Annotated in this window: 24 protein-coding genes, 1 tRNA gene and 7 pseudogenes; 8 read left to right on the forward strand and 24 right to left on the reverse strand. The window is 66.6% G+C overall.

The annotated features are described in order from the left end of the window. Window positions 1-110 precede the first annotated feature (110 nt). The 9 genes and pseudogenes from ACHMWU_RS07815 to ACHMWU_RS07855 all read right to left on the reverse strand — a co-directional run bounded on the left by ACHMWU_RS07815 (window position 111) and on the right by ACHMWU_RS07855 (window position 5,620). The gene (locus ACHMWU_RS07815) at window positions 111-695 is read right to left on the reverse strand and encodes an SDR family oxidoreductase (RefSeq protein ID WP_396042550.1); all 585 of its coding nucleotides are present in this window, start codon (window positions 693-695) and stop codon (window positions 111-113) included. Further along, window positions 625-1,065 carry an EthD family reductase gene (locus ACHMWU_RS07820; protein WP_396042552.1) on the reverse strand — a complete coding sequence of 147 codons (441 nt, stop codon included), beginning with the start codon at window positions 1,063-1,065 and terminating at the stop codon, window positions 625-627. The genes ACHMWU_RS07815 and ACHMWU_RS07820 overlap by 71 nt, the downstream gene beginning before the upstream one ends. Window positions 1,066-1,106: 41 nt before the next feature. Beyond that, window positions 1,107-1,697, reverse strand: coding sequence for an ABC transporter ATP-binding protein (locus ACHMWU_RS07825; protein ID WP_396042554.1), 591 nt, complete (start codon window positions 1,695-1,697; stop codon window positions 1,107-1,109). Further along, window positions 1,697-1,831 carry a hypothetical protein gene (locus tag ACHMWU_RS07830; RefSeq protein WP_396042556.1) on the reverse strand — a complete coding sequence of 45 codons (135 nt, stop codon included), beginning with the start codon at window positions 1,829-1,831 and terminating at the stop codon, window positions 1,697-1,699. The genes ACHMWU_RS07825 and ACHMWU_RS07830 overlap by 1 nt, the downstream gene beginning before the upstream one ends. Beyond that, window positions 1,818-2,491: pseudogene (locus ACHMWU_RS07835) on the reverse strand (ABC transporter ATP-binding protein). The gene ACHMWU_RS07830 and the pseudogene ACHMWU_RS07835 overlap by 14 nt, the downstream one beginning before the upstream one ends. Before the next feature lie 68 nt (window positions 2,492-2,559). Beyond that, entirely contained in the window at window positions 2,560-3,459 is a 900-nt protein-coding gene (locus tag ACHMWU_RS07840; RefSeq protein WP_396042558.1) for a branched-chain amino acid ABC transporter permease, read from the reverse strand. A gap of 8 nt (window positions 3,460-3,467) precedes the next feature. After that, window positions 3,468-4,361, reverse strand: a complete 894-nt coding sequence (locus ACHMWU_RS07845; RefSeq protein WP_396042560.1) for a branched-chain amino acid ABC transporter permease — start codon at window positions 4,359-4,361, stop codon at window positions 3,468-3,470. A 25-nt stretch (window positions 4,362-4,386) separates the two neighbouring features. Next, the gene (locus tag ACHMWU_RS07850) at window positions 4,387-4,980 is read right to left on the reverse strand and encodes an ABC transporter substrate-binding protein (RefSeq protein WP_396042562.1); all 594 of its coding nucleotides are present in this window, start codon (window positions 4,978-4,980) and stop codon (window positions 4,387-4,389) included. After that, window positions 4,943-5,620, reverse strand: a complete 678-nt coding sequence (locus tag ACHMWU_RS07855) for an ABC transporter substrate-binding protein (RefSeq protein ID WP_396042564.1) — start codon at window positions 5,618-5,620, stop codon at window positions 4,943-4,945. The genes ACHMWU_RS07850 and ACHMWU_RS07855 overlap by 38 nt, the downstream gene beginning before the upstream one ends. 170 nt (window positions 5,621-5,790) lie before the next feature. Between ACHMWU_RS07855 and ACHMWU_RS07860 the strand changes: the two genes are divergently transcribed. From ACHMWU_RS07860 to ACHMWU_RS07870, 3 genes and pseudogenes are all read left to right on the forward strand, one after another. Further along, entirely contained in the window at window positions 5,791-6,579 is a 789-nt protein-coding gene (locus ACHMWU_RS07860) for an enoyl-CoA hydratase/isomerase family protein (RefSeq protein ID WP_396042566.1), read from the forward strand. A 13-nt stretch (window positions 6,580-6,592) separates the two neighbouring features. After that, a pseudogene (locus tag ACHMWU_RS07865) lies at window positions 6,593-7,522 on the forward strand (acyl-CoA dehydrogenase family protein); the annotation flags it as partial. Next, window positions 7,518-7,772, forward strand: a complete 255-nt coding sequence (locus ACHMWU_RS07870) for a hypothetical protein (protein WP_396043080.1) — start codon at window positions 7,518-7,520, stop codon at window positions 7,770-7,772. The pseudogene ACHMWU_RS07865 and the gene ACHMWU_RS07870, both read left to right, overlap by 5 nt. Here ACHMWU_RS07870 and ACHMWU_RS07875 read toward each other — a convergent pair. After that, window positions 7,758-9,482, reverse strand: a complete 1,725-nt coding sequence (locus tag ACHMWU_RS07875; RefSeq protein ID WP_396042568.1) for a helix-turn-helix domain-containing protein — start codon at window positions 9,480-9,482, stop codon at window positions 7,758-7,760. The two genes, ACHMWU_RS07870 and ACHMWU_RS07875, sit on opposite strands and share 15 nt — an antisense overlap. Window positions 9,483-9,728: 246 nt before the next feature. On the opposite strand from ACHMWU_RS07875, the pseudogene ACHMWU_RS07880 reads away from it, so the two are divergent. The 3 genes and pseudogenes from ACHMWU_RS07880 to ACHMWU_RS07890 form a co-directional block, all read left to right on the forward strand. Next, window positions 9,729-9,923 (forward strand): annotated as a pseudogene (locus ACHMWU_RS07880) (AMP-binding protein); the annotation flags it as partial. Window positions 9,924-9,939: 16 nt separating this feature from the next. Next, window positions 9,940-10,599, forward strand: a complete 660-nt coding sequence (locus tag ACHMWU_RS07885; RefSeq protein WP_396043025.1) for an AMP-binding protein — start codon at window positions 9,940-9,942, stop codon at window positions 10,597-10,599. A 23-nt stretch (window positions 10,600-10,622) separates the two neighbouring features. Continuing rightward, window positions 10,623-11,243, forward strand: coding sequence for a class I adenylate-forming enzyme family protein (locus tag ACHMWU_RS07890; protein ID WP_396042570.1), 621 nt, complete (start codon window positions 10,623-10,625; stop codon window positions 11,241-11,243). Between the two features lie 547 nt (window positions 11,244-11,790). On the opposite strand, the gene ACHMWU_RS07895 is transcribed toward ACHMWU_RS07890, so the two are convergent. Then, a tRNA-Tyr gene (locus ACHMWU_RS07895) sits at window positions 11,791-11,872 on the reverse strand. 91 nt (window positions 11,873-11,963) lie between these two features. Here ACHMWU_RS07895 and ACHMWU_RS07900 point away from each other — a divergent pair. Together ACHMWU_RS07900 and ACHMWU_RS07905 are read left to right on the forward strand one after the other, a co-directional pair. Then, window positions 11,964-12,455 (forward strand): YajQ family cyclic di-GMP-binding protein, encoded by a 492-nt coding sequence (locus ACHMWU_RS07900; protein WP_396042572.1) that lies wholly within the window; start codon window positions 11,964-11,966, stop codon window positions 12,453-12,455. A gap of 64 nt (window positions 12,456-12,519) precedes the next feature. Continuing rightward, window positions 12,520-13,215, forward strand: a pseudogene (locus ACHMWU_RS07905) (FBP domain-containing protein). Here the strand turns inward: ACHMWU_RS07905 and ACHMWU_RS07910 are convergent. The 13 genes and pseudogenes from ACHMWU_RS07910 to ACHMWU_RS07970 all read right to left on the reverse strand — a co-directional run bounded on the left by ACHMWU_RS07910 (window position 13,131) and on the right by ACHMWU_RS07970 (window position 23,141). Then, the gene (locus ACHMWU_RS07910) at window positions 13,131-13,460 is read right to left on the reverse strand and encodes a hypothetical protein (protein WP_396042574.1); all 330 of its coding nucleotides are present in this window, start codon (window positions 13,458-13,460) and stop codon (window positions 13,131-13,133) included. The pseudogene ACHMWU_RS07905 and the gene ACHMWU_RS07910 overlap by 85 nt on opposite strands. A gap of 634 nt (window positions 13,461-14,094) precedes the next feature. Beyond that, a complete protein-coding gene (locus tag ACHMWU_RS07915; RefSeq protein ID WP_396043027.1) occupies window positions 14,095-14,985 on the reverse strand; it encodes a hypothetical protein in 891 nt (296 codons plus the stop codon). Next, window positions 14,939-15,211: pseudogene (locus ACHMWU_RS07920) on the reverse strand (hypothetical protein); the annotation flags it as partial. The pseudogene ACHMWU_RS07920 and the gene ACHMWU_RS07915, both read right to left, overlap by 47 nt. Next, window positions 15,208-15,942: a hemerythrin domain-containing protein gene (locus tag ACHMWU_RS07925; protein ID WP_396042576.1), complete on the reverse strand. Its 735-nt coding sequence runs from the start codon at window positions 15,940-15,942 to the stop codon at window positions 15,208-15,210. The gene ACHMWU_RS07925 and the pseudogene ACHMWU_RS07920, both read right to left, overlap by 4 nt. Before the next feature lie 100 nt (window positions 15,943-16,042). Then, the gene (locus ACHMWU_RS07930) at window positions 16,043-16,207 is read right to left on the reverse strand and encodes a hypothetical protein (protein ID WP_396042578.1); all 165 of its coding nucleotides are present in this window, start codon (window positions 16,205-16,207) and stop codon (window positions 16,043-16,045) included. After that, window positions 16,173-17,447, reverse strand: coding sequence for an NADH-quinone oxidoreductase subunit N (locus tag ACHMWU_RS07935; protein WP_396042580.1), 1,275 nt, complete (start codon window positions 17,445-17,447; stop codon window positions 16,173-16,175). The genes ACHMWU_RS07930 and ACHMWU_RS07935 overlap by 35 nt, the downstream gene beginning before the upstream one ends. Further along, window positions 17,444-18,487, reverse strand: a complete 1,044-nt coding sequence (locus ACHMWU_RS07940; RefSeq protein ID WP_396042582.1) for a NuoM family protein — start codon at window positions 18,485-18,487, stop codon at window positions 17,444-17,446. Before ACHMWU_RS07940 ends, ACHMWU_RS07935 begins: the two co-directional genes overlap by 4 nt. After that, window positions 18,423-20,648, reverse strand: coding sequence for a proton-conducting transporter membrane subunit (locus ACHMWU_RS07945; RefSeq protein WP_396042584.1), 2,226 nt, complete (start codon window positions 20,646-20,648; stop codon window positions 18,423-18,425). Before ACHMWU_RS07945 ends, ACHMWU_RS07940 begins: the two co-directional genes overlap by 65 nt. Next, a pseudogene (gene nuoK, locus ACHMWU_RS07950) lies at window positions 20,645-20,943 on the reverse strand (NADH-quinone oxidoreductase subunit NuoK). The gene ACHMWU_RS07945 and the pseudogene nuoK overlap by 4 nt, the downstream one beginning before the upstream one ends. A gap of 6 nt (window positions 20,944-20,949) precedes the next feature. After that, window positions 20,950-21,360 (reverse strand): NADH-quinone oxidoreductase subunit J, encoded by a 411-nt coding sequence (locus tag ACHMWU_RS07955; protein WP_396042586.1) that lies wholly within the window; start codon window positions 21,358-21,360, stop codon window positions 20,950-20,952. Between the two features lie 210 nt (window positions 21,361-21,570). Further along, window positions 21,571-21,834: pseudogene (locus ACHMWU_RS07960) on the reverse strand (4Fe-4S binding protein); the annotation flags it as partial. Window positions 21,835-21,957: 123 nt separating this feature from the next. After that, entirely contained in the window at window positions 21,958-22,758 is an 801-nt protein-coding gene (locus ACHMWU_RS07965; RefSeq protein WP_396043082.1) for a hypothetical protein, read from the reverse strand. Continuing rightward, complete coding sequence (locus ACHMWU_RS07970) at window positions 22,758-23,141, reverse strand: NADH-quinone oxidoreductase subunit H (protein ID WP_396043029.1); 384 nt, start codon at window positions 23,139-23,141, stop codon at window positions 22,758-22,760. Before ACHMWU_RS07970 ends, ACHMWU_RS07965 begins: the two co-directional genes overlap by 1 nt. Window positions 23,142-23,151 lie beyond the last annotated feature (10 nt).

Genomic DNA, 23,151 nt, shown 5'->3' on the forward strand with positions numbered 1-23,151 from the left:
GTAGCCGCCGTCGACAGTCAGGCACTGGCCCTGGATCATTCGAGTCGGTCCGACACCAGGAACTCGATGGCATCCACGGCCCTCGATCTCGATGCGCCGACCGCTGGGATTCATCTCCGCGGCCTTGAGCAGACGCGCCTCGGCCTCACCGGCGGAAGAGCCGCTCTGATCGCATCGGTATCCATGGCCGAACCCATCACGCAGTTGGCACGGATGCCCGACGGCGCCGGCTCGACAGCCAGGTACCTGATGAGGATCTCGCCCAGTGCCTTCGGCGCCCCGACGGCGACGTACCCAGGCACAACCGCATGGCTCCCACGGCTGGTCACGAATATGACGCTGGCGCCTGCCGACATCAGCGGCAGCGCCGACTGGGTGAGAGCCAGCACCGCACTGCCGTTGGCCTGCACGGCGTCAGCGAAGGCGATCGGGTCGAGCGCGAGGGCCGGGCCAGGCAGCGATGTGTCGACGGCACAGTGCACCACGACGTCCAGCCGGGTGGTCACGGTCTGGACCGACCGGAGGATGGACCTGACTCCCTCGACAGTCCGCACGTCTGCCTTGATGACGTGCGGATTGGCCCCCATCGACTTGACCGCTGCGGCGGTTTCGTCCGCAGCGGCATCATCGGCGTGATAGTTGATGAAGACGTGTGCCCCCGGCCGGGCGAACCGCAGTGCCGTGGCCCTCCCCACCCCCTTCGAGCCACCCGTCACCAGGATGCTCATCGGACTGAGTCGGTCTGTGCTTCGAGCTCCCATCCAGCGGCGGCAGTGAGTCCACGCCGAACCGCTCGACGAGGTGCCCGGCGTCCGCGTGCATCGCGTGCCACTCGTCCGACTCAGCGCTTGTCGCCATGTCCTCTGGGCTGTCGAACATCATCTCCGCCACCCGGTAGAACGCCGGCTCCGCTCCGGCAAATCCGTCAGCCGTGCGTGTCAGGACGATCCGGCGCAAGAGCGGGACCTGAGACGCGAGTCGGGCGTGGACGTCCACGTAGTGCTTCTCGAACTCCGCCTCGTCCTTGGAATGGGGAGCCGACCAGTAGCCGATGAGCTTGTACATGTTGCTGTCTCCTTCGTCTGACCTTTCGCGGACGACCTGACCTACGATGCTTCGGCCTCGATACCGAGGAAGGCCTGCAGGACTCGCGGATCCTTCGCGACAGACGCCGAGGCCCCATGTAGGACGACCTCACCGTTCTCGAGCACGTAGGCCGTCGTGGCGACATCGAATGCGGCAGTGGCGTTCTGCTCGACCAGCAGGATCGAGATTCCTCGTGCGGCGATGTCGCGAATCGCCTCGATCACGACATCGACCATCACCGGCGCCAGGCCCATCGACGGCTCGTCGAGCAGGAGTACCTCCGGGTCTGCCATCAGCGCTCGACCGAATGCCAGCATCTGCTGCTGACCGCCGCTGAGCAGCCCGGACGTCGAGTGACGTCGCTCCGCAAGGATCGGGAACGAGTCAAACACTGTCGCCAATATCTCCGACGTGCGGGCACGGTCACGCTGCGCATATCCGCCGAGCAGCAAGTTCTCCTCGACGCTCAGCGGCGCAAAGACGCGGCGACCTTCCGGCACCTGCACGAGGCCGTCTCGACTGATCTTGTGTGCAGAGCGTCTGGTGATGTCGCGTCCCTTGAAGCGGATCTCACCCGACGTCACAGGCACGACGCCGCTGATCGCGTTCATCAAGGAGCTCTGCCAGCGCCGTTGACACCGACGACGACTGCGATCTCGCCCTCGTCCAGTGTCAGGTCAATTCCCCTGACAGCCGCGATCTTGCCGTAGTCGACCCGCAGATCGGTGATCTCAAGTAGTGACATGCTTCCTCCCGAGGAACGCTTCCTGAACGGCCGGCAGCCCAGCCGTTGCTGATGGCTCGCCCTCGGCGAGGATCTGCCCGAAGTTGAGCACGAACATGTGATCACTGAGGGACAGCACGAACTGCAGATCATGCTCGATCAGCAGCATCGTCAACCCGTCGTCGCGCAGGGTCGACAGCACCGTGGCGATGTCGTGCCGTTCACCGGCACTCATGCCGGCGACCGGCTCGTCGAGAAGCAGGATGAGCGGATCGGAGGCGACCGACCGTGCGATCTCCACCCGGCGCTGCATGCCGTACGGCAGCGCTGATGGCGAAACGTCCGCGAAGGGGTGAACACCCAGTCGCTCCATCGCTTCATCAGTAACGGAGCGTTGCTGACGTCCGGTCAGACGTTCGGCGCGCGTCGCCGCCCGGGCGTCGAGCCCGAGCATGACGTTCTCCCTGACGGTCAGCCGTCGATCAGACGAATGCCTTGGAACGTCCGGGCCAACCCCTGTCGATATACCTCATGGGACCCTGCCTCCGTGACGTCCTCACCGTTCAGGAGAATGTGACCTCCAGTAGGCGCGACAAGACTCGACATCGCGTTGACGAGAGTGGTCTTGCCTGATCCGTTCGGTCCGACGAGGGCGTGGAGATGCCCACTGTCGAGCTGCATCGAGACGCCATCGACTGCCTTGACTCCGCCGAACCACACGCGGACGTCCCGCAGCTCCAAGATCGTGGTCACGAAACGGTCTCCTTCTCGAGGGTGCTGTCATCTGCGGCCGCGCCGGTGTCTCGGCGAGACGCGCCCATCGCCCGGGCGCGGTCGCTCATGGCCGAGACGGTCCCGACGATGCCGTGCGGAAGGTAGATCAGCACGATGACCGTCAGCACTCCTTCGACGATCGCCCGCCACTCACCGATGGCACCGAGGTACACCGGCATCCATGCGAACACCACGGCGCCGACGAACGGGCCGGCCCAGTGCCAGGCTCCGCCGACAACCAGTGCGGTCAGCGCTGACACGACCACGGGGAAGCCGACGTTCTCGGGCGTGAACACCGTCAGCAGGGTCACCTGGCAGAAGCCGGCCACTGAACCGATCACAGCGCTCCACACGAACGCGGCCCGGTGCGCCCTCCGGACGTCGATCCCCAACGCGCCGGCCAGCGGTTCGTCGAGCCTGAGCGCCAGCAAGCTGCGGCCGCGCGCACCCCGCTGGCTGAGTGCATTGATGACCAGGATGCCGAGCACGATGAGAGCCACCGATCCGGTCGACAGGACGGGCGGGATCCCGTACATGCCGATGGGTCCGCCGGTGACACCGTCCCAGGCGAGGGCAGCGATGTGAACGAGCAGCACGAACGCGATGGTGGCCATCGCCAGGTACAAGGCCCGTAGCCGTGCCAGGACGAGGGCGAGCAGCCAAGACGCGATGACCGTGCCCACCAGCAGGACGAGCATCGCGGCCGGTGTGCCCCAGCCCTGGGTCGTGGTCAGGTAGCCGAGTCCGTACGCGCCGACGCCGTAGAACCCGGCGCCTGCGAAGGACAGCACGCCCGCCCGCAGCGCGACCTGCACGCTGGCTGCCAGCAGCGTGGCGACCAACGCTCCTTGGATGTACCCCTCATTGCTGCTCAACCAGTCAATCATGCGCGTTGCCATACCTTTCCTGCGACGAGTCCCTGTGGCCTGATGACCAGGATCGCGATGATGAGCACGAAGGCGAGCGCGTCCCTCACGTCACCGCCGAAGTAGTAGCCGGCCAACGTCTCGACCAAGGCGAGAGCGAACGCGAACGCCACGGCTCCCTCGAGGCTGCCAACTCCGGCCAGGATGATGATCGCGAACGCTTTCAGGAGGAATGCATCACCCATGTGCGCGTCGGCCGCCCCTAGGTAGAGCGCGAGAAGGACGCCAGCAAGGCCAGCCAAGGCCCCGCTCAGGGCCATCGCTACGGTCTGCAGACCTCTCGGAGAGATACCGGACAGGCTGCTGGCGGTGCGGTCGAACGCCACCGCACGCATGGCTCGGCCATGTCGGGTTCGCCGCACGAACAGGATGAGAGCAGCCGCCAGCGCCAGCGCGGCAACGAGAACCATGATCTGGACGTTCGACACCCGCACGCCACCAAGCAGGTACTGCGACCGCGGAAGGAGAGTGTCGGGCAAGGCATAGGGCTGATGGTCGCTGATGATCCCCGCGATGGTGACGATCATCGCCGCGACGGCGACACTGGCGATGAGCGTCCGCATCTCCGCATCGAGCTCGTTATGAGCACGTTTGCGGATCGGCGCGAAGGCCAGGCCCTCGATCGCGACCGCCAAGGCCGCACACCCGAGGACGGCGGCCACGAGCACCACGACGAGTCCAGCACCAGAGACATGCGTCGTGAGGACGAACGCGATGACTGTCCCTGCAGCGAAGACCGCCCCGTGAGCCAGGTTGAGCACGTTGAGAATTCCCCACGACAGTGTGAGACCCAACGAGAACAACGTGTAGATGGCGCCGAGGGCCACGGCGTTCACGAGTTGTTGTGTCATCGCGTTCGTCCTCTCGTCTAGGAGCTCAGTCGCCGTACGCGGCGAGGAGCGGCGCAGGCTGGTCGGGGGCGACGGTCTCGGCCGAGCCGTCCCATCGAACGAGCACGCCAGGTGTCACGGCCACACGATCCTTGAACTTGACCGGGTCGCCGGTCGCCCCGGTGAATCCTTCATCGGCGACCTGGCCCAGCGCCTTCTTGACTGAATCTCGTGTGACGTCGCCCGTGTCGATCTTCTGCAACGCCTTGGCCAGGAACATGATCTGGTCGTACCCGCCGGCCGTCGAGAACGAGGCCTGCTTACCAGTCGCCTTCTCGTACTCCGTCCCGAACGCAACACCCGACGCCCACGGCAGGTCCGCCGCCGGAATGAAGGTGGACGGGTAGAACGTGTCCTTGGCGGCGTCGCCGGCGGGCTTGAGCGCACCTGAGCCCAACGCGGTCGTGCCGTACAACGGGCCGTCGAACCCTGCGTCGCGAATCGCCTTGATCGAGGTCGTCACGGCAGGGCCAAAGGTCAGATCGGCCACCACGTCCGGATTGCCGTCGGCGATACGCGAAGCCGGCTGGGAGAAGTCCGTGTCAGCGGTCTTGATCGGCACCGTGTCGGTGATCGTCATGCCCAGCTCCCTTGACGATCCCAGGGATCGTCTCGGTGGCATTGTCGACTGCCGTCGGATTGTCACTCGCGTAGAGAATCGCCGTCGACTTGGCACCACTCTTGCTGAGGGTCTCAAGCATCGAGCGGTAGTACTCACCTTCGGACGTCGTCGTCCGGTAGACGTAGTCACCGGCTTCGACGATTCCATCGGAGCCGGACTGTCCGACGATGAACGGGATCTTGGAGCGCTGGGCGATGGGCGCCATGGCCAGCGCGTTCTGGCTGAGCAGCGCGTACATCACAGCGATGTCATCGGACTTCGCCGCCTTGGTGACAGCACCCACTGCCGACTGCTGCTCGGATGCGGAGTCGACGAAGGACACCTTGAGCTCGCGTCCGCCGATGCCGCCGTCTTCGTTGATCTGCTTCACCGCGTACTTGGCACCAGCAGCGAAGTCCTTGCCGTAGAACGCACCCGGACCCGACGTGTCGGCGATGTAGGTGACTGAGACGGTGTCGCCAGCGGCAGCGTCCGACCCACCGGACGTTCCACCACACGCTGCCACGAGGGCAAGACTTGCCAGGGCAGCGACAGCGCGACCTGGCTTGGACATGAGACCGATCATCGTGAACTCCTCGGGGTTGGCAGCGGCCTCCACCGGCCGCGCATCCTTCTGTGAGGAGTGTCACTATCTATCTGGGCCCGCAGGTGTCCCACATCGAACCAGTTCATAGCTGTGTCGCGATGGGACACCAGCGATTCCGCGGCCTCCGTAGCATCGGGAACCAGGCCATGTGGGGCCTGGTTCGGCCCGAACAAGGATGTGCGATGAGCGACGCTGCCCCAACGTCCCGCGGGAGTGTGAGCCTCGAGCGCCGCGGCCCGATCGCCTTGGTGACACTTGATCGCCCGCAGGCCCACAACGCCTTGACGGTCGACATGCTGCGGCAGCTCGCCGAAGCTGTCGACACTGCCGATCAGGACGACGACGTCCGCTGCTTGGTGTTGACCGGGGCCGGAGACCGGGCCTTCTCAGCGGGTGGCGACCTCGGGGGGCTCATCCCTCGACTCACCGCCGGCGAGCTCGACGTCCTGATCCCCGACCCGGCGAAGCGCTTCTTCAGCGACGTCTACACGCCGATCGTCGCCGCAGTGAACGGCATCTGCCTGGCCGGTGGGCTCGAGATCCTTCTCGGCACCGATATCCGGGTGGCTTCTGAGACGGCGACCTTCGGACTACCTGAGGTGCGTTGGGGCATCGTTCCTGGCGCCGGTTCGCACGTGCGGATCACCCAGCAGGTGCCTTGGACGGCGGCCATGCAGCTGCTGCTCACCGGCGAGGCCGTCGATGCCGCCCGTGCCTTCGGCATGGGTCTGGTCGGTGAGGTCGTGCCGACTGACGAGGTGCTCCCCCGGGCCATGGCCATCGCCGAGACGATCAGTCGCAACGCTCCCATCGCTGTCCGGACTGCCAAGGAGATCGCCGTCCGCGCCTGGGACAACCCCCCGGTTCGTGCTCGAGAACGGCTGAACGCCCGAGTTCTTGCCACCCGCGACGCTCGTGAGGGCCCTGCCGCCTTCATGGCGAAGCGCACCCCCCGCTACGAGAACCGCTAGATCCAGGAGAAACATGAGCATCGATCTGCCACCCACCGTCCACGGTCCGAGCCTCGACCTCGTCGAGTCAGTCTTTCAGGCGGTCGACGGCGTGGCCGCGGCCTTCCCTCGATCCACGTTCTTGCAGCGAGCGAGGGAGCAAGGTGCTGCGACCGGCTGTCGGGACGCCTTGGTCGAAGCTGACCTGCTGGCCATTGGAGTGCCGGAGTCCCTGGGCGGCGCCGGCGGCGGGCTGAGTGGGAACACCGCTGTCATGGAGGCCCTCGCACGCGCCGGGATCCCTCCGCTGCTGTACTCGCTGACCTCGTTCTCACGCGAAGCGATTCTCCGATACGGATCACCGGAGCAGATCAAGAAGCACGTCGTGCCGACCATCAGCGGTGAACGCAAGATCTGCTTCGGCGTCACCGAACCGGAGGCCGGTACCAATTCCTTCGCACTACGGACCTCAGCACGCAAGACCGAGAACGGGTACCGCATCAACGGGCAGAAGGTCTACATTTCCGGCGCGGACCAGGCCGACCACATCCTTCTACTTGCCCGAACGACCCCGGCCGGGACGGCGCTGACCCGCACGAGCGGGTTCGGGCTCTTCATGGTCGACCTGTCCTCACCCGGTATTCAGCTGAACCGGCTCGACATCGAGTGGTACGCCCCTGAGAACCAGTACGAGATCTTCTTCGACGACGTCGAAGTTCCGGACGAGGCATTGATCGGCACGGAAGGGATGGGGTTCGACTACCTCCTGTCGTGCCTGAATCAAGAGCGCATCATCATCGCTGCTTGGGCCCTCGGCCTAGGCAATTATGCGTTGGAGAAGGCCGTCGAGTACGCGAAGATCCGTGCACCGTTCGGCAAGCCCATTGGTGCCAATCAGGCCGTGCAGCACCCGCTGGCGTTGGCCAAGGCCGAGATGGAGGCGGCGCGTCATGTCATGTATGCCGCGGCCGCTGGCTACGACTGGGGGCAAGATGCCGCCGCCCAGGCCAACATGGCCAAGCTTCCTGGGCAGCCGTGCCGCACTGGCGGCCGTCGACGCTGCCATCCAGACCCACGGCGGCTCGGCCTTCGTCTACGAGACGGATGTCGCGACACTCTGGCCGATGATCCGCATCTTGCAGATCGCTCCCATCAACAACGAGTCAGTGCTCAGCTACATCTCCGAGCGAGTGCTTGGCCTACCCCGCAGCTGACCGGGTCCTGCCAGCGCAGCCCTGGCGGATCGGGGTCAGTAGGCCTGAACCGCCAGATCGATACCGAGCGCACGCATCTTGCGGTACAGCGTCGAGCGGGGCGATCCCCAACGCCTCGGCGGCATGGAATTTGTTGCCTCCCGCTTCGCGCAGGGCCTGCAGGATGGCTCCAGCCTCGATCCGTTCGAGGCCGGTCAGGCGTCGGCCAGTGGCCCTCACCATGACCTCGGGCGGCAGATCGCGGGCTCCGACGTAGCCCGTGCTCGATCCTGCGAGGGTCACGTCGACCACCGACGCAAGGGAGGCGACGTTTCCCGTCCAGTCCATGCGTGCCAGCGCCTGCAGAGCGTCGGACATCCACTCGACCCCGTCGAGGTGTGGATGCTCCCGGACGAATCTGCGGGTTAGCTCCTTGACCAGATCAGGAAGGTCTTCGAGTCGGTCCCTGACCGGCGGGACGTTCACGACGGCCACGAAGCGGCCGAGTATGACGTCCACCGGTCCCCCACGGCCTGGCCAGGTGGCAGAGGTGACGAGCAGGCGCGTGCCCGCAGGCAGCGACTCGATGACGCCCGTCACCTCAGCAAGGACCACCTCAGGCAGCTCGTCGACGTGCCGGATCAGCAACGCCGAGGGTGCAGTGTCGATCGCCTCACTCAGTTCTCGCGACCATCGCGCCGGATGTTTCGAGGCGGTCAGGGCGTCCAGCTCCGCGAGCGTGTCGCCCATCGAGAGTGCCCTGGCGACTGAGGCGCGACCCGTCCCTCGTTCTCCCACAAGAGCCAGCGGGGCCGACCCCGCGCCGAGCGCCTGCCTGCACATGCTCTGCCACTTCGATCCTGAGCCGGCCAGACCCGGAAGAGCCAGACTGCTCGACTCATTGGACATGTGGCGGGGACCGGCAAGCCGCTTGAGCCTCATGATGACGCCGACCACCTCGTTCCCGTGCATGACCGGCCGGCTCCGTACACGCAGTGTGAGACCACGGCCTACCTGGAGCAAGCCTGCTTCTACCTGCTCACCGGCAACCACGCGTGACGCGTGCTCCCACAGCACCGTCTGCTCTTCCACGCCGACCAGACGGGCCGCCGCCGCGTTGGTCACGATGTTCTGCTGGTTGATGGCCACCACTGCGTGACGACTGTCGCGGTTCTCGCTGAGATATGCCTCCATGAGCACGCGCTCGACCTGCGACGCGAAATGACCCGCCCGTCTATTGGTCTCCCGACCGAGCTCGGACACCCAGGACAAGGCGAACGGACTGGCGTCATCGGCATCTGTGATCAGGTGGAGACTTCCCACGACCCGGCGCGTGACGGGATGCGTGAGACAGGTACCTGCCGATACGAGGTGCTGCCAAGACCGCGCAAAGTGCTCAGGACCCTCAACGAACATCGGCTCACGGGACACGAGTGTCGACACGCTGCTGGTCCCGACCAGCCTCTCGGCCACGCACGCGCCCACGCGGATGCCCGCGCGAGCAACGGCATCGGACACATCTGCATCGCCGCTCCAGACGCCGAGAACGATTCCGTCCGCATCCGTCACCATCAAGGCGGCGCGAGCATGCACAAGATCGGCCTCGCGTTCGGTGGCCAAGCCCTCGATGACACCCCGGAGGTGTCGCTCCTCGGGCACCGGCCCCTGCTGAGGAGCCGCCGTGACCGGGTCGATCTTGTCCAGCTGCGCATCGTCGCCACGACTCGGCAACGAGGGACGTCGACTGACTCGTTCCTCGCTCGACGTCGTTCAGCAACAAGTCGCCTACAACAGTCATCTCACCCTCCCAATCGCCCGACGTGGTCCCATCGTCCGTCACTACTGACACGGTGTCAAGAGTGCGCTGGCAGGTACGCTCATCACTTACGTGCCTGCGCTGTCCCAATCAGAGACATCTCGAGACAGCCAACCGCGCCTACCGTGAGAGAACACCGCATCGATGGAGGATTCCGCACCGTGAACATCGCTACCTCTCTCCGCCGCGTCGGCCTGCACGCCCCGGAGCGGGTCGCCGTCCGCCACGGCCACGTCGAGCTGACGTACGCCGACCTGTTGGACCGAGCGGGACGAATGAGTACCTGGCTGCGGCAACAAGGCCTCGAGCCCGGCGCGCGTGTCGGAATCGTGATGCGCAACCAGCCGGAATGGCTCATCGCCACGTTGGGGGATCTGGCAGGCGGGCGGAACCCTGGTCCCCTACAACTACCTGTTTCACCCCTCAGCACTTCGTCACACGACCGAGGACGCGGGCGTGCAATGGATCATCACGACGGCCGCCGATGTGCCCCGTCTGAAGGAAGCACTCGCTGGTCTGCCTGCTGCGGATCGCCTCGTGTCGTTAGAACCGGCCGACGGCACGGCCGCGACGTGGGCCGAGGTCATGCAGTGCGTCAGCGACGACGACACGACCCCACGTCTTGACACCGATGACGCAATCCTCATGTATACCAGCGGATCGACTGGCCATCCGAAGGGCGTCCGGCAGACACATCGCAACTCCACGGCGGTAGCCGAAGCCGCGATCGACATCTGGTCCCTGACTGATCTCGACCACGCCCTGGTGTGCACCCCACTGTTCCACGTCGGTGGCCTTCAGCTCATCTCCCTGCCCACGCTGCTCGCCGGCGGGCAGGTCACCCTACGGCGGTGGTCCGTACGCGAGTACCTCGACGATGCAGTCCGTCTTCGACCCACGTTCACAGCCTTGGTGCCAGCCATGATGATCGACATCATCAACGAGCTGGACGGAACCCCGCGTCCGCTCGACTCCATCCGCATCTGCGCCATCGGCGGATCCGCACTCCGCAGCATCGACTGGATGCGCTGACGCGCCTGACCAACATCGTCGCGGTGAACATATACGGCCAGACCGAGCAGAGCGGCGTCTCGATCACCGAGCCCCCTCATGAGGCTCGGCGTGGCGGCTCTCTCGGCAAACCTCTGTCGCAGATCGTCCAGACGCGCATCGTGGCTCCTGTCGCACCACACACCGACGTGGCCGTCGGTGAGGTGGGCGAGCTCTGGGTCCGTGGGGATGCTGTGACACCTGGCTACTGGCGGTTGGAGGAGACGACTGCCGACAAGTTCATCGACGGCTGGTTTCGCACCAGCGATCTCGTTCGAGAAGCTGAAGACGGCTACATGTACTACGTCGATCGGACCGATGACTTGATCATCAGCGGAGGCGAGAACGTCTTCCCGCAGATGGTCGAAGGACATCTGGCTGCCTGCCCATTGGTCCTGGAGGTAGCAGTGATCGGGACGCCACACGAGCGCCTGTCGAACCAGGTCACCGCCATCATCGTGCCGCGGAACCCCGGCGTGACTGCGGAGGACATTGCGGCGTACTGCGAGTCGCAGCCCAACCTGCGCGGACTGCAGCGCCCACGCCGGATCGAGATCGTGGACGCCATTCCGAGGACAGCGACCAACAAGGTGGATCGACCGATGCTCAAGAGGGCATTCAGCTAACAACCCAGAGGCGGCGTGCATCACCAACCAGCTCGTCCATCCCTAGCCTGGTTCACATAGGTGGCGAGCATCGCGGTTCCGACCCGACCAACACGGTCCTCAGGGAGGATTGGCGAGACGACCCGAACAAGGAGCGTGCTTGTGATCAGCCGCGGGGGCTACGCCAGCACATGTCACGGCTCCGTTGCCGAAGCACCGCCGTCTTCTCAGTCCGCCCTTTCCCACGGCGAGTCTCATCCCGTTCTCTACCTGGCTCAACGCCGGGGTAGCGCCCGTGCAGGTCGCTAAATGGGCAGGACACAGCGTTGCTGTCCTTCTGTCGACCTACGCCAAATGTCTGGACGGGCAAGAGGAAGTCGCGCTTCAGCGCATTCAGGATCTCTTCGACAACCACCCGTGAGACACCCAAGATTCGTGCAGCCGCCTAGAACTAGCCGACAAATAGCCCAGACTTCCGTGGACAACCGGATATAGCCGCCTTCCGCCAGACAACGCATCAGGCCCTGACCGACGCATTTGCGCTGGTCAGGGCCTGATTGTCTTGCTGTGGCAGGTAGAGGGTTCGAACCTCTGTAGGCTGAGCCGTCTGATTTACAGTCAGATCCCTTTGGCCACTCGGGCAACCTGCCGGGTCGTTGCCGGGCAACGAGAAGAAACTCTATCGCAGCCGATTAGGCTATGAGAAACCAGATCCACTGAAGCGCACCAGGAGCACCGAAAATGGCCGATTCTTCCTTCGACATCGTGAGCAAGATCGATCGCCAGGAGGCCGACAACGCGCTCAACCAGGCGGTCAAGGAGATCCAGACCCGGTACGACTTCAAGGGCACCGGAGCCGAGATCAAGTGGAGTGGTGAGTGGGGCGTCGAGATCTCCGCGAACGCCGACGAGCGCGCTCTGGCCGTCCTCGACGTGTTCAAGGACAAGCTCATCAAGCGCGGCATCTCGCTCAAGTGCCTCGAAGAGGGTGAGCCGCGCCAGTCGGGCAAGGACGTCAAGATCACCTCGACGTTCACCGAGGGCATCAGCCAGGAGCAGGCCAAGAAGGTCTCCAAGCTGATCCGCGACGAGGGCCCCAAGGGCGTCAAGGTGCAGATCCAGGGCGACGAGCTGCGCTGCACCAGCAAGAAGCGCGACGACCTGCAGGAGGTCATCGCCCTGCTCAAGGGTGCCGACCTCGACTTCGCGGTCCAGTTCACCAACTACCGCTGAAGCGGTGGATTCACCGGCCCATCCGCCTGGCCGGTGAATCGGCAAGACACGACGAGGAGACACGATGCACGTCCCCGACCAGGCAGAGCTCCGACGCGCCTTCATCAACGCGTCGCGCAGCAAGGTTGCCTCGATGACGATGCCGGCCACGTGGCCGCCGCCGCGCGCAGACGACCGCGACTTCCTCGGCTGGGTCGATCCGAAGGCACCGCGACGCGCCTATCTCGCGGTCGGCCCAGACCTCGTCGACGGCTCGTGACGATCGAGCTTGCGCCTGCCCAGCTCGCCGGGTGGCCGCACCCGCAAGACGATGTGCGATCTGTGCCAGACGGCCGACTCGTCGGCCGGCGTGGCACTCCTCGTGGCACCGAGGGCCGGTGCCCGCGGGCGCTCCGGCGACTCGGTCGGACTCTGCATGTGCCTCGACTTCGACTGCTCCCTACGAGCCCGAGTGCCCCTCAAGGGGCACCAGGTCTCCGTGACCGGGCGCCCGACGAGCGGGTGCCAGAGCTCGTCGAGCGCTTGCGCGACTTCGTCGCCCGCGTCTGCGCCTGACACCCACGAGGTCATCTCATCCCGCCGGGGCGGTGTCTCAGCAACCTCACCTGACCGAATGAGGTTGCTGAGCCACCGCGCCGGGGTAGGGGCCCTCGATCTACTTGACGCGCAGCTTCTTCACGGACGCCTTGCCGGCCACCCCCGTCGTCCCGGCGTACGTGACCGAGACCGTGTGACGACCGCGCTTAGCTTGGCGGTGTAGCTCCGCTTGCCCTTGACGAGCGTCAGCGTCTTCACGACCTTCCTGCCGTCACGGATCGTGACCTTGCCTGACAGCGGCGCGACGCCGGGTGCCGTGACGGCAATGCTGAACGTGACCTTGCGCTTGGACCCCGACCGGCGCCCCGACTTGGCCTTCCACACGACAGACGGCGTGGCCTTGCCGATCACCACGGTCTGCGATCCGACGGTCGTCGTCGACCGCCCAGAGCCGGTCAACGTCGCCATGACGCCGATCAGCTGCCCGCATCCGACGGCACTGCCCGATAGGTCGCACCCGCCGCACCGCGGATCGGCTGACCATTGCGGTACCACTGGTAGGTCGTCCGCCCAGGCTGCGGAACCACCCCGGCCGCCGTGACCCCGAGCAGCACACCCACCCGCGGGACGCCGCGAACGACGGGCGGTGTCTGGACGTCGAAGCCCGGTGCTCGCGTGACGATCGCGGTCGGATCGGAGGATCCGGCGTTGATCCGTTCGAAACCGGTCTTGTCGGCATATCCCAGCAACGTGATCCGCTTGCCCAGATCGTCCTCCTGGACGACGTATTCGCCCCGGGTGTCGCTGGTCTTGCGGTAGACCCCGTCGGCATACCAGTCGTAGCGGTACGAGTCGGCCTCGGGCGTCGAGGCGAACGAGCCCTTCAGCGTCGACCCGACGAAGGCGTCACCGGTGATGGCGGGCTTCGTCACGGACGCGAACAGCGTCCCCTTGACCTCGACCTGCGGGGTGTCGGCGTAGGCCGAGCCGTACGCAGCGCTCGATCCGTTGGTGCGGAACGCGAGGTTGGCGCCGAGATCGTCCGCCTTCGGCGTGTACGTCATGCCGGTTCCGACCGTCGTGACGACGTTGCCGACGACCTTCAACCACTCACCGGTCTTGGTCGTCGCATCAGCCGGACCGAAGGTCGCGTGGGAGGCCTGGATCGGCGTGCCGACCCGGAACACTCCCCCGGTCGTGGTGACGCTCGGAGCGGCCGAGACGCCGTGGCGTTTGAAGCCCTGGACGAGCGAGTCCCCACCCGCCACGATCGACACGGGATGCGAGCCCGACGGCGCCGGAGGCTTGCGGATTCCGGTCGCGCCGAATCCCCACACTCCCGCCGTCGGGGAGTCCTTGGCCACGCCGGACGAGAAGCCGTCGCCGGCGGCGATCTGCAGCCACTTGCTCCCCGGGGGGCAAGTGCGGGTACGTCGAGCGCGCCCTCGCCGTTGCTGCCCCACGCGACGATCTCGTTGTCCGACGTGAGGGCCAGCGCGTGACGCGCGCCGGCGGCGATCTGAACGACCTTCTTGCCGTCGAGCGCGCTGGGGATGTTGCGCTGACCGTAGGTGTTGTCGCCCCAGACCACGACCTTGCCGCCCGACGTCAACGCCATCGAGAAGCCGTTGCCGGCGGCGACGGCCTGCACCGTCGTGGTCGCCAGGGAGATCGGCACCAGGGTCTGCCCCTTGGAGTTGCTTCCCCAGGCGAAGACCTTGCCGGCCGACGACTTGGCGAGCGCATGGTCGTGACCTGCCGCGACCTCGAGCAGATCGGCCGCCACTGCGGCAGCCGGGACGCTGTCGAGACCCGACGGGGTGTCGCCCCACACCCGCGCATTGAAGTCGTCTCCCAGCACCACGTTGAAGCCGCTGCCGGCCGCGACGTCGATCGTGCCGAGGTTCTGCAGGTAGTCCGGGCACCGACCCTTCGCCGTGGACGTTGTTGCCCCAGGCATAGAGCTTCTTGTCAGCCGTGGCAGCAACGCCATGATGCTTGCCGAGCGAGATCTTCACGATGTTCTTCAGGCCGGTACGCAGGTCGAGCGGCAGCTGGGTCTGACCGAAGTCGTTGTTGCCCCACGCCTGCATGAAGCTCGACCCGTTGGCGGCCGCGGCCTGCGCCTGGTCGTCCGGCACGCTGACCGCGAGGCCGGCGGCGAGTGCGAGCGTCGCGAACCAGGCCGTCGCGCGTCGAGACGTCGTCGAGATGGTCATGACCGGCCTCCTGCCACGAGACCGAAGGCAGCCGAGTCCGATCGCAGGAACTTCTTGCGGCCCAGCCGGTTGATCAGCCGGAACGGCGGGCCCGCCGTCTTGTCGACGTGAGCGGTGGCCTCGGCCGAGAGCCCCTTGTAGGCCCAGGGCACGAGCACCCGCACCTGGGCGAACGTCATGCCGCCGCGGAACTTCTTGGCCTCCAGCTCGGCCCACTCGGCACCGCCGACGTGGCGCTGCAGGATCGCGATCGCATCGCGCTCCTCGTGGGACAGGTGTCCACCGAGGTTCTCGCGGGTGCGCGCCAAGGCGACGACCAGCGCGGCGCGGGCCTCCTCGTCGTCGGCCTCGACGAGCCGCTGCAACGTGTCGGAGACCGAGGCGAGCAAGGGATCGATGCTCGCGTGCTCGGCCTCCATCTCGGCCAGCACGTCGAGAGCCGCGTGGTCATCGGCGCGGGTGGCCTTGGCGATCAGGAGCGGCCAGAGGTACTTGTCCTCCTTCGTGTGGTGATCGTGCAGCAGGACACCGAACGTGGCCCACCGGTCGGCGAGCCGTCGCCAGGCCTCACGGTCGCCGATCGGCAGACGCCCGGCGGCATCGACGAAGTCGTCGAGGTCGCGGCGGAACGCGTGATGCAGGACGTACATCATCGTCAGGTCGGCGGGGCCTTCTGGCGCCGCTGCCTGGCCCGGCAGCATCAGCGGCGCCGGGGTCGTGGGGACAGACATGGGATCACTTTCGTCACGGTGACGGCGTCCGTACGCCATCGCTCGCGACTACCGTGACAAGCCCGACTGGAGTCCTGGTGGGGCCTAAACTGGGACGCGCTCAGGGCAGGTTGGTCAGCACCAGGTCGGGCCACACGCTGAACGCGACGAGGGCCGCAGTTCCGAGCAGGACCGTCGTCTTGGCGATGCGCACCGAGACGGGCGGCGACGGGCTGACGTACGGCTCGCCGTCAGGCCGGTCGCACAGGACGATGAGGAACTTCACGTAGTAGGCGAGTCCCAGCATGATGTTGACGCCCATGACGACGGCGAGCCACGTGTAGCCCGAGTCGATGACCGGACGGATCACGACGTACTTGGTGACCAGACCGATCACGGCGGGTGGGAATCCGGCCAAGGTCAGCACCGCGAAGCCCAGCGGGATGCCCATCCACGGGTCGCTGCGGACCATGCCCTTCAGCTCGGCGAACCGGGTGCTGCCGCGCAGCCGGCAGCATGACCGACAACGCCGCAAATGCGACCAGGTTGGCCACGGCGTACACCGCGAGGTACTGCACGGGTGCCGTCAGGCCCTCGATCGTCAGCAGGGCGGTCGCCGGCGCCAGCAGGAATCCGGCCTGGGCGACGGACGACCAGGCGAGCATGCCGATCGCATCGGCTTGCCGCAGCGCACCCAGGTTGCCGATCGTCATGGTTGCAGCGGCCACGACGGCGAACAGCGGCTGCCAGGTGTCGAAGGCGAAGGGGAACGCGACGGCGACCAGGATCAGCAAGGCCCCCAGGGACGCGGCCTTGGAGACGGTCGACAAGAAGCCGGCGACCATGACCGATGCGCCGGTGTAGGCGTCGGGGATCCAGACGTGGAAGGGCACCGCACCGAGCTTGAACAGCAACCCGATCAAGGTCAGCAGCACCGCCACCGCGACGACGCTCTGCGGCACGTCGGGCTGCGCCAGGGCGTCGCGGATCTCGGCGTAGTCCATCGACCCGGTGACGCCGTAGAGCAGCGAGATGCCCATCAGCGTGATCGCCGTCGAGACGACCGACGCGAGGAAGAATGTCCATGCCGAACGGATCGCGCGGTGGTCGCCCTGACGTAGCCCGACCAAGGCGATCGACGGCAGGCTCACCAGCTCGAGCGAGATCACGAGCGTCACCAGGTCGCGGGCCACGACCATCATGAGCGCTCCGGCGGCCGCACTGAGGACCAGGAAGTGATACTCCCCCGGTGGCATCGCGGCCTCGAAGTTCATCACGATCGAGGCGACCACGACGAACAGGGTGCCGACGATGACGATCGCGACGAGCGCGAAGGAGAACCGGCCCAGGTCGTCGCGGTAGTGCAGCGCTGCCGCCCCGGCACCGACGAGTGCGACGCACGCCGGAATCGCCGGGCCGTTCCAGGTGCGTCGCGGGTAGAACGCGTCGACGAGCAGCCCGATCAGCGCACCGGCCAGCACGATGACGGCCGGGGCGACGATGTTCCAGTCGATGGGGATGTTCATCGTGCAATCTCCCCGAGCTGGAAGGGTAGGTAGAGGTCGAGGATCAGGCCCGGCCCGAGGCCCAGCACGAGCACACCAAGAGCCAGGACAGCCAGCACGAGCACCTCGCGTCGTCCGAGATCGCGATCTGCTTCGTGCGGTGTCGGCTCCCCTTGGGCGATCAACCGGATCGCCCGGATGAAGTAGGCCGTCGTCAGCGCGATGCCGATCACGGCAAGACCGAGTGCGGTCCACGCGACCGGTTTGGTCAGGACGTCACCGATCTCGTAGGCCGCCCGCAGCGACAGCACCTCGCCCCAGAAGCCGGCCAAGCCCGGCAGGCCGAGGCTCGCAACGGCCGCGAGCACGAAGGTCACGGCCAACCACGGCGTGCGGCCGTACAGGCCGCGGCCCATCGCGGCCATGGACGCCGTGCCGAAGCGGTCCTTGAGCGATCCGGCGACGAAGAACAGCATGCCAGTCACCAGGCCGTGGGCCACGGATCCGAAGACAGCCGCGGCGAGGCCGACCGTCGACTGCGTCGAGATCGCGATCGCGGCGAAGCCCATGTGGCCGATGCTGGAGTAGGCGATGAGACGTTTGAGATCGTCCTGCGCGTAGCAGGCGAAGCCCGACCAGATGATGCCGACAGCACCTGCGATCGCGAGATAGGGCGCGACGTCGTCGAACCGGCTGAGCACCGGGCTGAACAGGATGAAGCCATACGTGCCGAGCTTGAGGAACACCGCCGCCAGCAAGACCGATCCCACGGTCGGCGCCTTGCTGTGGGCGTCGGGCAGCCACGTGTGCAACGGGACGAGGGGCGTCTTGACCGCGAACCCCAAGAACACCAGCACCGCTGCTGCGAGCGATCCGGTCGAGGCATCGGCCACCTGCAGCGAGCCGCCGTCGAGCCCGATCATGACGATGCCGACCAGCAGCAGCGCCGACCCGCCGACCGTGAACAGCAGGAACGTCGTGGCCGCGCGTCGCGCCTCAGCGCCCCCTGAGCCGCCCTTGCCCCCTGAGCTCGTCGAAGGGAAGGTGATCACGAACCACATCGGGATCAGCGCGGCTCGAAGAACAGGAAGAACACCAGCAGGTCGAGCGGCTGAACACGCCCAACGATGCAGCGCTGATGACCAGCACGAGGCCGACCAGCGTGGGCGCCGTGTCGTCGGCGACGAGCCACAGGCAGCACAGCAGCCCGATCGCAGCCGTCATCAGCAGGAACGGCCACGAAAGAGCCGTGACCCCGAGGTGGAAGTGGACACCGAAGGGCTCGATCCAGGTCGTGTCGACCTCGCCGGAGACCCCTGTGCCGGTCGAGCCGGCACGCCCGTCCCACACCAGCGCGTACAGGGCCAGGGAGACGGCCATCGCTGCCGCGCCGATCGAGGCGGCGACCCGGCCGGACAGCGTGGCTCGCAGCGCGATCACCAGCACGCCGACGACGAAGGGCACAACCAGGGCAGCGACGATCATGACCAGATCACCCCGGCTCCGACCAGCACGATCGCGCCGGCCGCGATGATCGTGGCGTACCGCTGCACGTTGCGTGACTGGACGAGCCCGAGCGCCTGCGAGCCGAGGCCAGCCGCCGCGCCCGACGAGCGCGGGTACACCGCGACGGCATCGCGGTCGAGCTCGACCACGAGCCGTGCCACGGCGTCGACACTGCGTGGGATCCAGTGGGTGAACGGACGGTCGAGGCCGAGCTCGGCGGCCAGTGGCCGGGTCGACCAGTCGAGCTGTGCACCCCGCTGCCACAGCGCCAGCACGGTGCCCGCACCGGCGAGGGCGATCGCGGTGCTGAGCAGTCCGATGCCGAGGTGGAAGGGCTGTCCGATCGAGAGGGCGAACGTCGCCACCGCCAGCAGCACGACGGGGGCCGCTCATGGCGTAGGGCGCCTCGTGCGCAGCCTGATCGTCACGTGCGGGACCGAAGAACGCCTTGAGCCAGAGTCGGGTCGCGTAGGCCGCCGTCACGAACGAGGTCAGGAGCGCCACGACCAGCAAGGCCCACGCGGTTCCGGTCGCCAACGCGGTCTCGCCGTCCGTCGCAGCGTGGATGCCGTGCAGCACGGAGTCCTTGGTGAAGAAGCCGACTGTCGGCACCACCCCGGCCAAGGCCGCGAAGCCCACCGTCATGCTCCAGAACGTCACCGGCATCGAGCCGCGGAGACCGCCCATCGCCGACAGGGCACTCGAGCCGACCGCATGCATCAGGCAGCCACAACCCAGGAACAGCAGCGCCTTGAAGACGCCGTGCGAGATCAGGTGGTCGAGACCTGACCCCGGATCGCTGGCCGCGATAGCCGCGAACATGAACGCCAGCTGGCTGACCGTCGACCACGCCAGCGCCCGTTTGAGGTCGGTCTGCACCAGCGCGAACAGCGCACCCAGCAGCATCGTGACCGCGGCGATGACGGCCATCGCCGTCATCACGACCGCTGAGTCGGCGTAGAACTGGAACAGTCGCGCGGCCAGGTAGACGCCGGCCGCGACCATCGTGGCGGCGTGGATCAGCGCTGTGATCGGCGTGGGACCGGGCATCGCATCGGGCAGCCAGGTGTGCAGTGGGAACTGCGCCGACTTGCCGACGACGGCCACCAGGATCAGCAGGCCGATGAGGGTCGAGCTCTGCGGATCATCGAGCATCACGACCTGGGCGCCGATGATGTCGTAGGTGCCGTAGGTCTGGCCGATCACCAAGATCGCGAGCAGCAGCCCGAGGTCGGCGATGCGGGTGATCAGGAATGCCTTGGCCGCACCGGCTCGCGCCTCGCCGGTCTCCCACTCGTGGCCGATCAGCAGGTACGAGCACAGGCCCATGACCTCCCAGCCGACCAGCAGCACCCACAGGTTGGACGTGCCGACGACGGCGATCATCGCGACCAGGAAGACGATGATGATCAGCGCATACGACCGGTAGCGCGGATGGTGACCGAGGTAGGCCGTGGAGTAGATCTGCACCAGCAGCCCGACGCCGACCGCCAGCAGCACGATCTGCGCTGAGAACGGCAGCAGCGTCAAGTCAGGTGACAGCGACGGGAACGGTGCTCCTGCGTCGGGCCCACTCTGCCCCTCGAAGGCGATCCAGCCGAACGAGATCTCACTCTTGAAGGCCGTCGGGATCGCCCAGATCGCCGCAGCAACCGCCAGGACAGCGGTCAGCGCGACGTACGACCAGCGCCCCTTGAGCTCGTGGAAAGACGTCATTCGGCCCCCACCTCGTCGACGTCGACGGTGCGGAACGCTCGGAACAACGCCAAGATGATCGCCAGCCCGAGGCCGATCTCAGCGGCGGCCAGCGCAATCGTGAACAGCGTCAGCACCTGCCCGAGTGCAGCTCGTCGGCGAACCAGGCGTCGAAGGCGACCAGGTTGAGGTTGACCGCATTGAGCATGAGCTCGACGCCCAGCAGCATCAGGACGGCGTTGCGCCGAGCGAGCACGCCGTACAGGCCGATGCCGAAAAGGGCAGCGGCCAGCAGCAGCGGATAGAGCAGCGGCATCAGCGATCAGATCCCCGACCGGGAGATGACGATCGCGCCGACCAGCGCCGCGAGCAGGACACCGCTGAGGATCTCGAACGGCAGCACCCAGTCGGTGAACAGTGCTTCGCCGATCGACCCGGCAGTACCGATCTGGTTGCCCTCGATGCGTTCACCGCGGAAGCCGGCGATCATCGTCGCACCGAGTCCGACCGCTGCGACGACGCCCAGCAGCGCCGCGAGCCACTGATTGCCCGTCACCTCGGCCGACCTGCCGCCCGACGGCTGCCGGGTCAGCATCAGGGCGAAGATCACGAGCACCACGATCGATCCGACGTAGACCAGCACCTGCACCCAGGCGACGAACTCTGCTGTCATCAGCACGAAGCAGCCCGCGACAGCCCCGAGGGTCACGACGAGCCACAGCGCGGAGTGCACGCTGACCGGCGGTCATCGACAGCAGTGCCGAACCGACCGCGAGCACCGCGAAGACGATGAAGACGAGCTGAGTCAGGCTCATGCGTCATCCTCCAGCTGCTGGGCCTGACGGTAGGCGTCGAGCTCCTTGCCCTGCTCGGCACCCGGGTCGAGGGCCTGCGGCGGCGGCACGGTCGGCATCCACTCGCGCAGACGGTTCATGTCGTGGGTCAGGTCGAGCAGATCACCCGAGGCGTAGGCGAACTCCGGCGACCAGTGCAGGGCGTCGAAGGGGCACACCTCGATGCAGATCGAGCAGTACATGCACAGCGAGAAGTCGATGTCGAAACGGTCGAGCACGTTCTGGCTGCGATCGCGCCCGCCCTCGGTCGTCGCCGGGATGACTTCTTTGTGCGAGTCGATCGTGATGCACCACGACGGGCACTCGCGGGCGCACAACATGCACGACGTGCAGTTCTCCTCCTGCAACGCGATGACGCCGCGGCTGCGCGGCGGCAGCACCGGCTGCACGTCGGGATAGTGCGCCGTGACGGTGCGACGGGTCAGGTTGCGCCAGGTGACAACAAGCCCCTGCAGAAGTCCCTTGCCTGGAAAAGCTCATGATGCGTGCACCCCTCCTGGCTCGCTGCGGACCGGATGCCAGATCTTGCCACCCGTGCGGTCGTAGTCGTGGTGATAGGGGCGCCACACGAACGTCCCAGGTGCCAACGGCCCGGTCCCACTGTTGTCGTAGAAGCGTCCCTCGTCGCCCGACGCGACGAACGCTCCGGTGCCACCGATGTCTTGGACACCGAGACCTGCAGCGTGCACGACAGTCGGCCAGACCGCCTCGTAGTGGCCGTGCCAGCCCTGTTCGTAGGCAGCCATGATCGCGTCGATCGCCGGACGGGTCACCGCTCCGAAGGGCAGGAAGCCGCCCAGAGGATCGGCCGCCGGACCGGAGAGTCCCTCCCACCACGGCCAGTCGGGATCATCGGCAGGACGGCGGAACGTCGTGCCGAGCAGCCCGGCGGTCGAGGGTCGCAGGTGGTCGAACAGCTCGGACCAGCTGCCGCCGAAGCGCACGTCGTCCTCGACGAACCAGTAGCGGTCGTAGCCAGGATTCTCGGCGACGAAGCGCAGGTGGATCAGGTCGGTGTTGCCCGGGATCAGCCGGAACTCCTCAGCCGCTGCCTTGACCGGGAATCTGAACGACGTCAGCTCGGCGGCGTCGAACAGGCGGTGCCGGTACGACCTCAGGCCGACCCGTACCCGACCGGGCACCGGCTCGCTCGCGTAGCCGACGAGCGCGACGTCGAGCCAGCGTGGAGCTTGGCGGACCAGGTCGCGGAAGGCCTGGGTGGTCTCGTCGGTCAGCCGGCCGCAGCCGAACATCACGATGTCTCGATTGCGCGCCATCACCACACCACCAGAACTGTCGTCAGTGTGATCTGCGCCAGCGCGACCGGCACGAGCACCTTCCAGGCCAGGGCGTTGACCTGATCTTCGCGCAACCGCGGGTAGGCGACCCGAGCCCAGATCACCAGGAACGAGACGGCCACGATCTTCACCAGGGTCCAAGCCCAGCCGAGCTGGTCGGACCACGGCCCGACCCAGCCGCCCAGGAACAGCACGGCGGTCAGGGCGGCCAGCACCACGATGCCCGCGTACTCGGCCAGCAGGAACATCGCGAAGCGCATCCCGCCGTACTCCGTCAACGGACCCATCACGAGCTCGGCATCGGCCAGCGGCGCGTCGAAGGGCGGTCGTTGCAGCTCGGCGAGGCCTGCGACGAAGAACACTACGAGTCCC

It is taken from the genome of Aeromicrobium sp. UC242_57, assembly GCF_044452305.1.
Lineage (GTDB): Bacteria > Actinomycetota > Actinomycetes > Propionibacteriales > Nocardioidaceae > Aeromicrobium.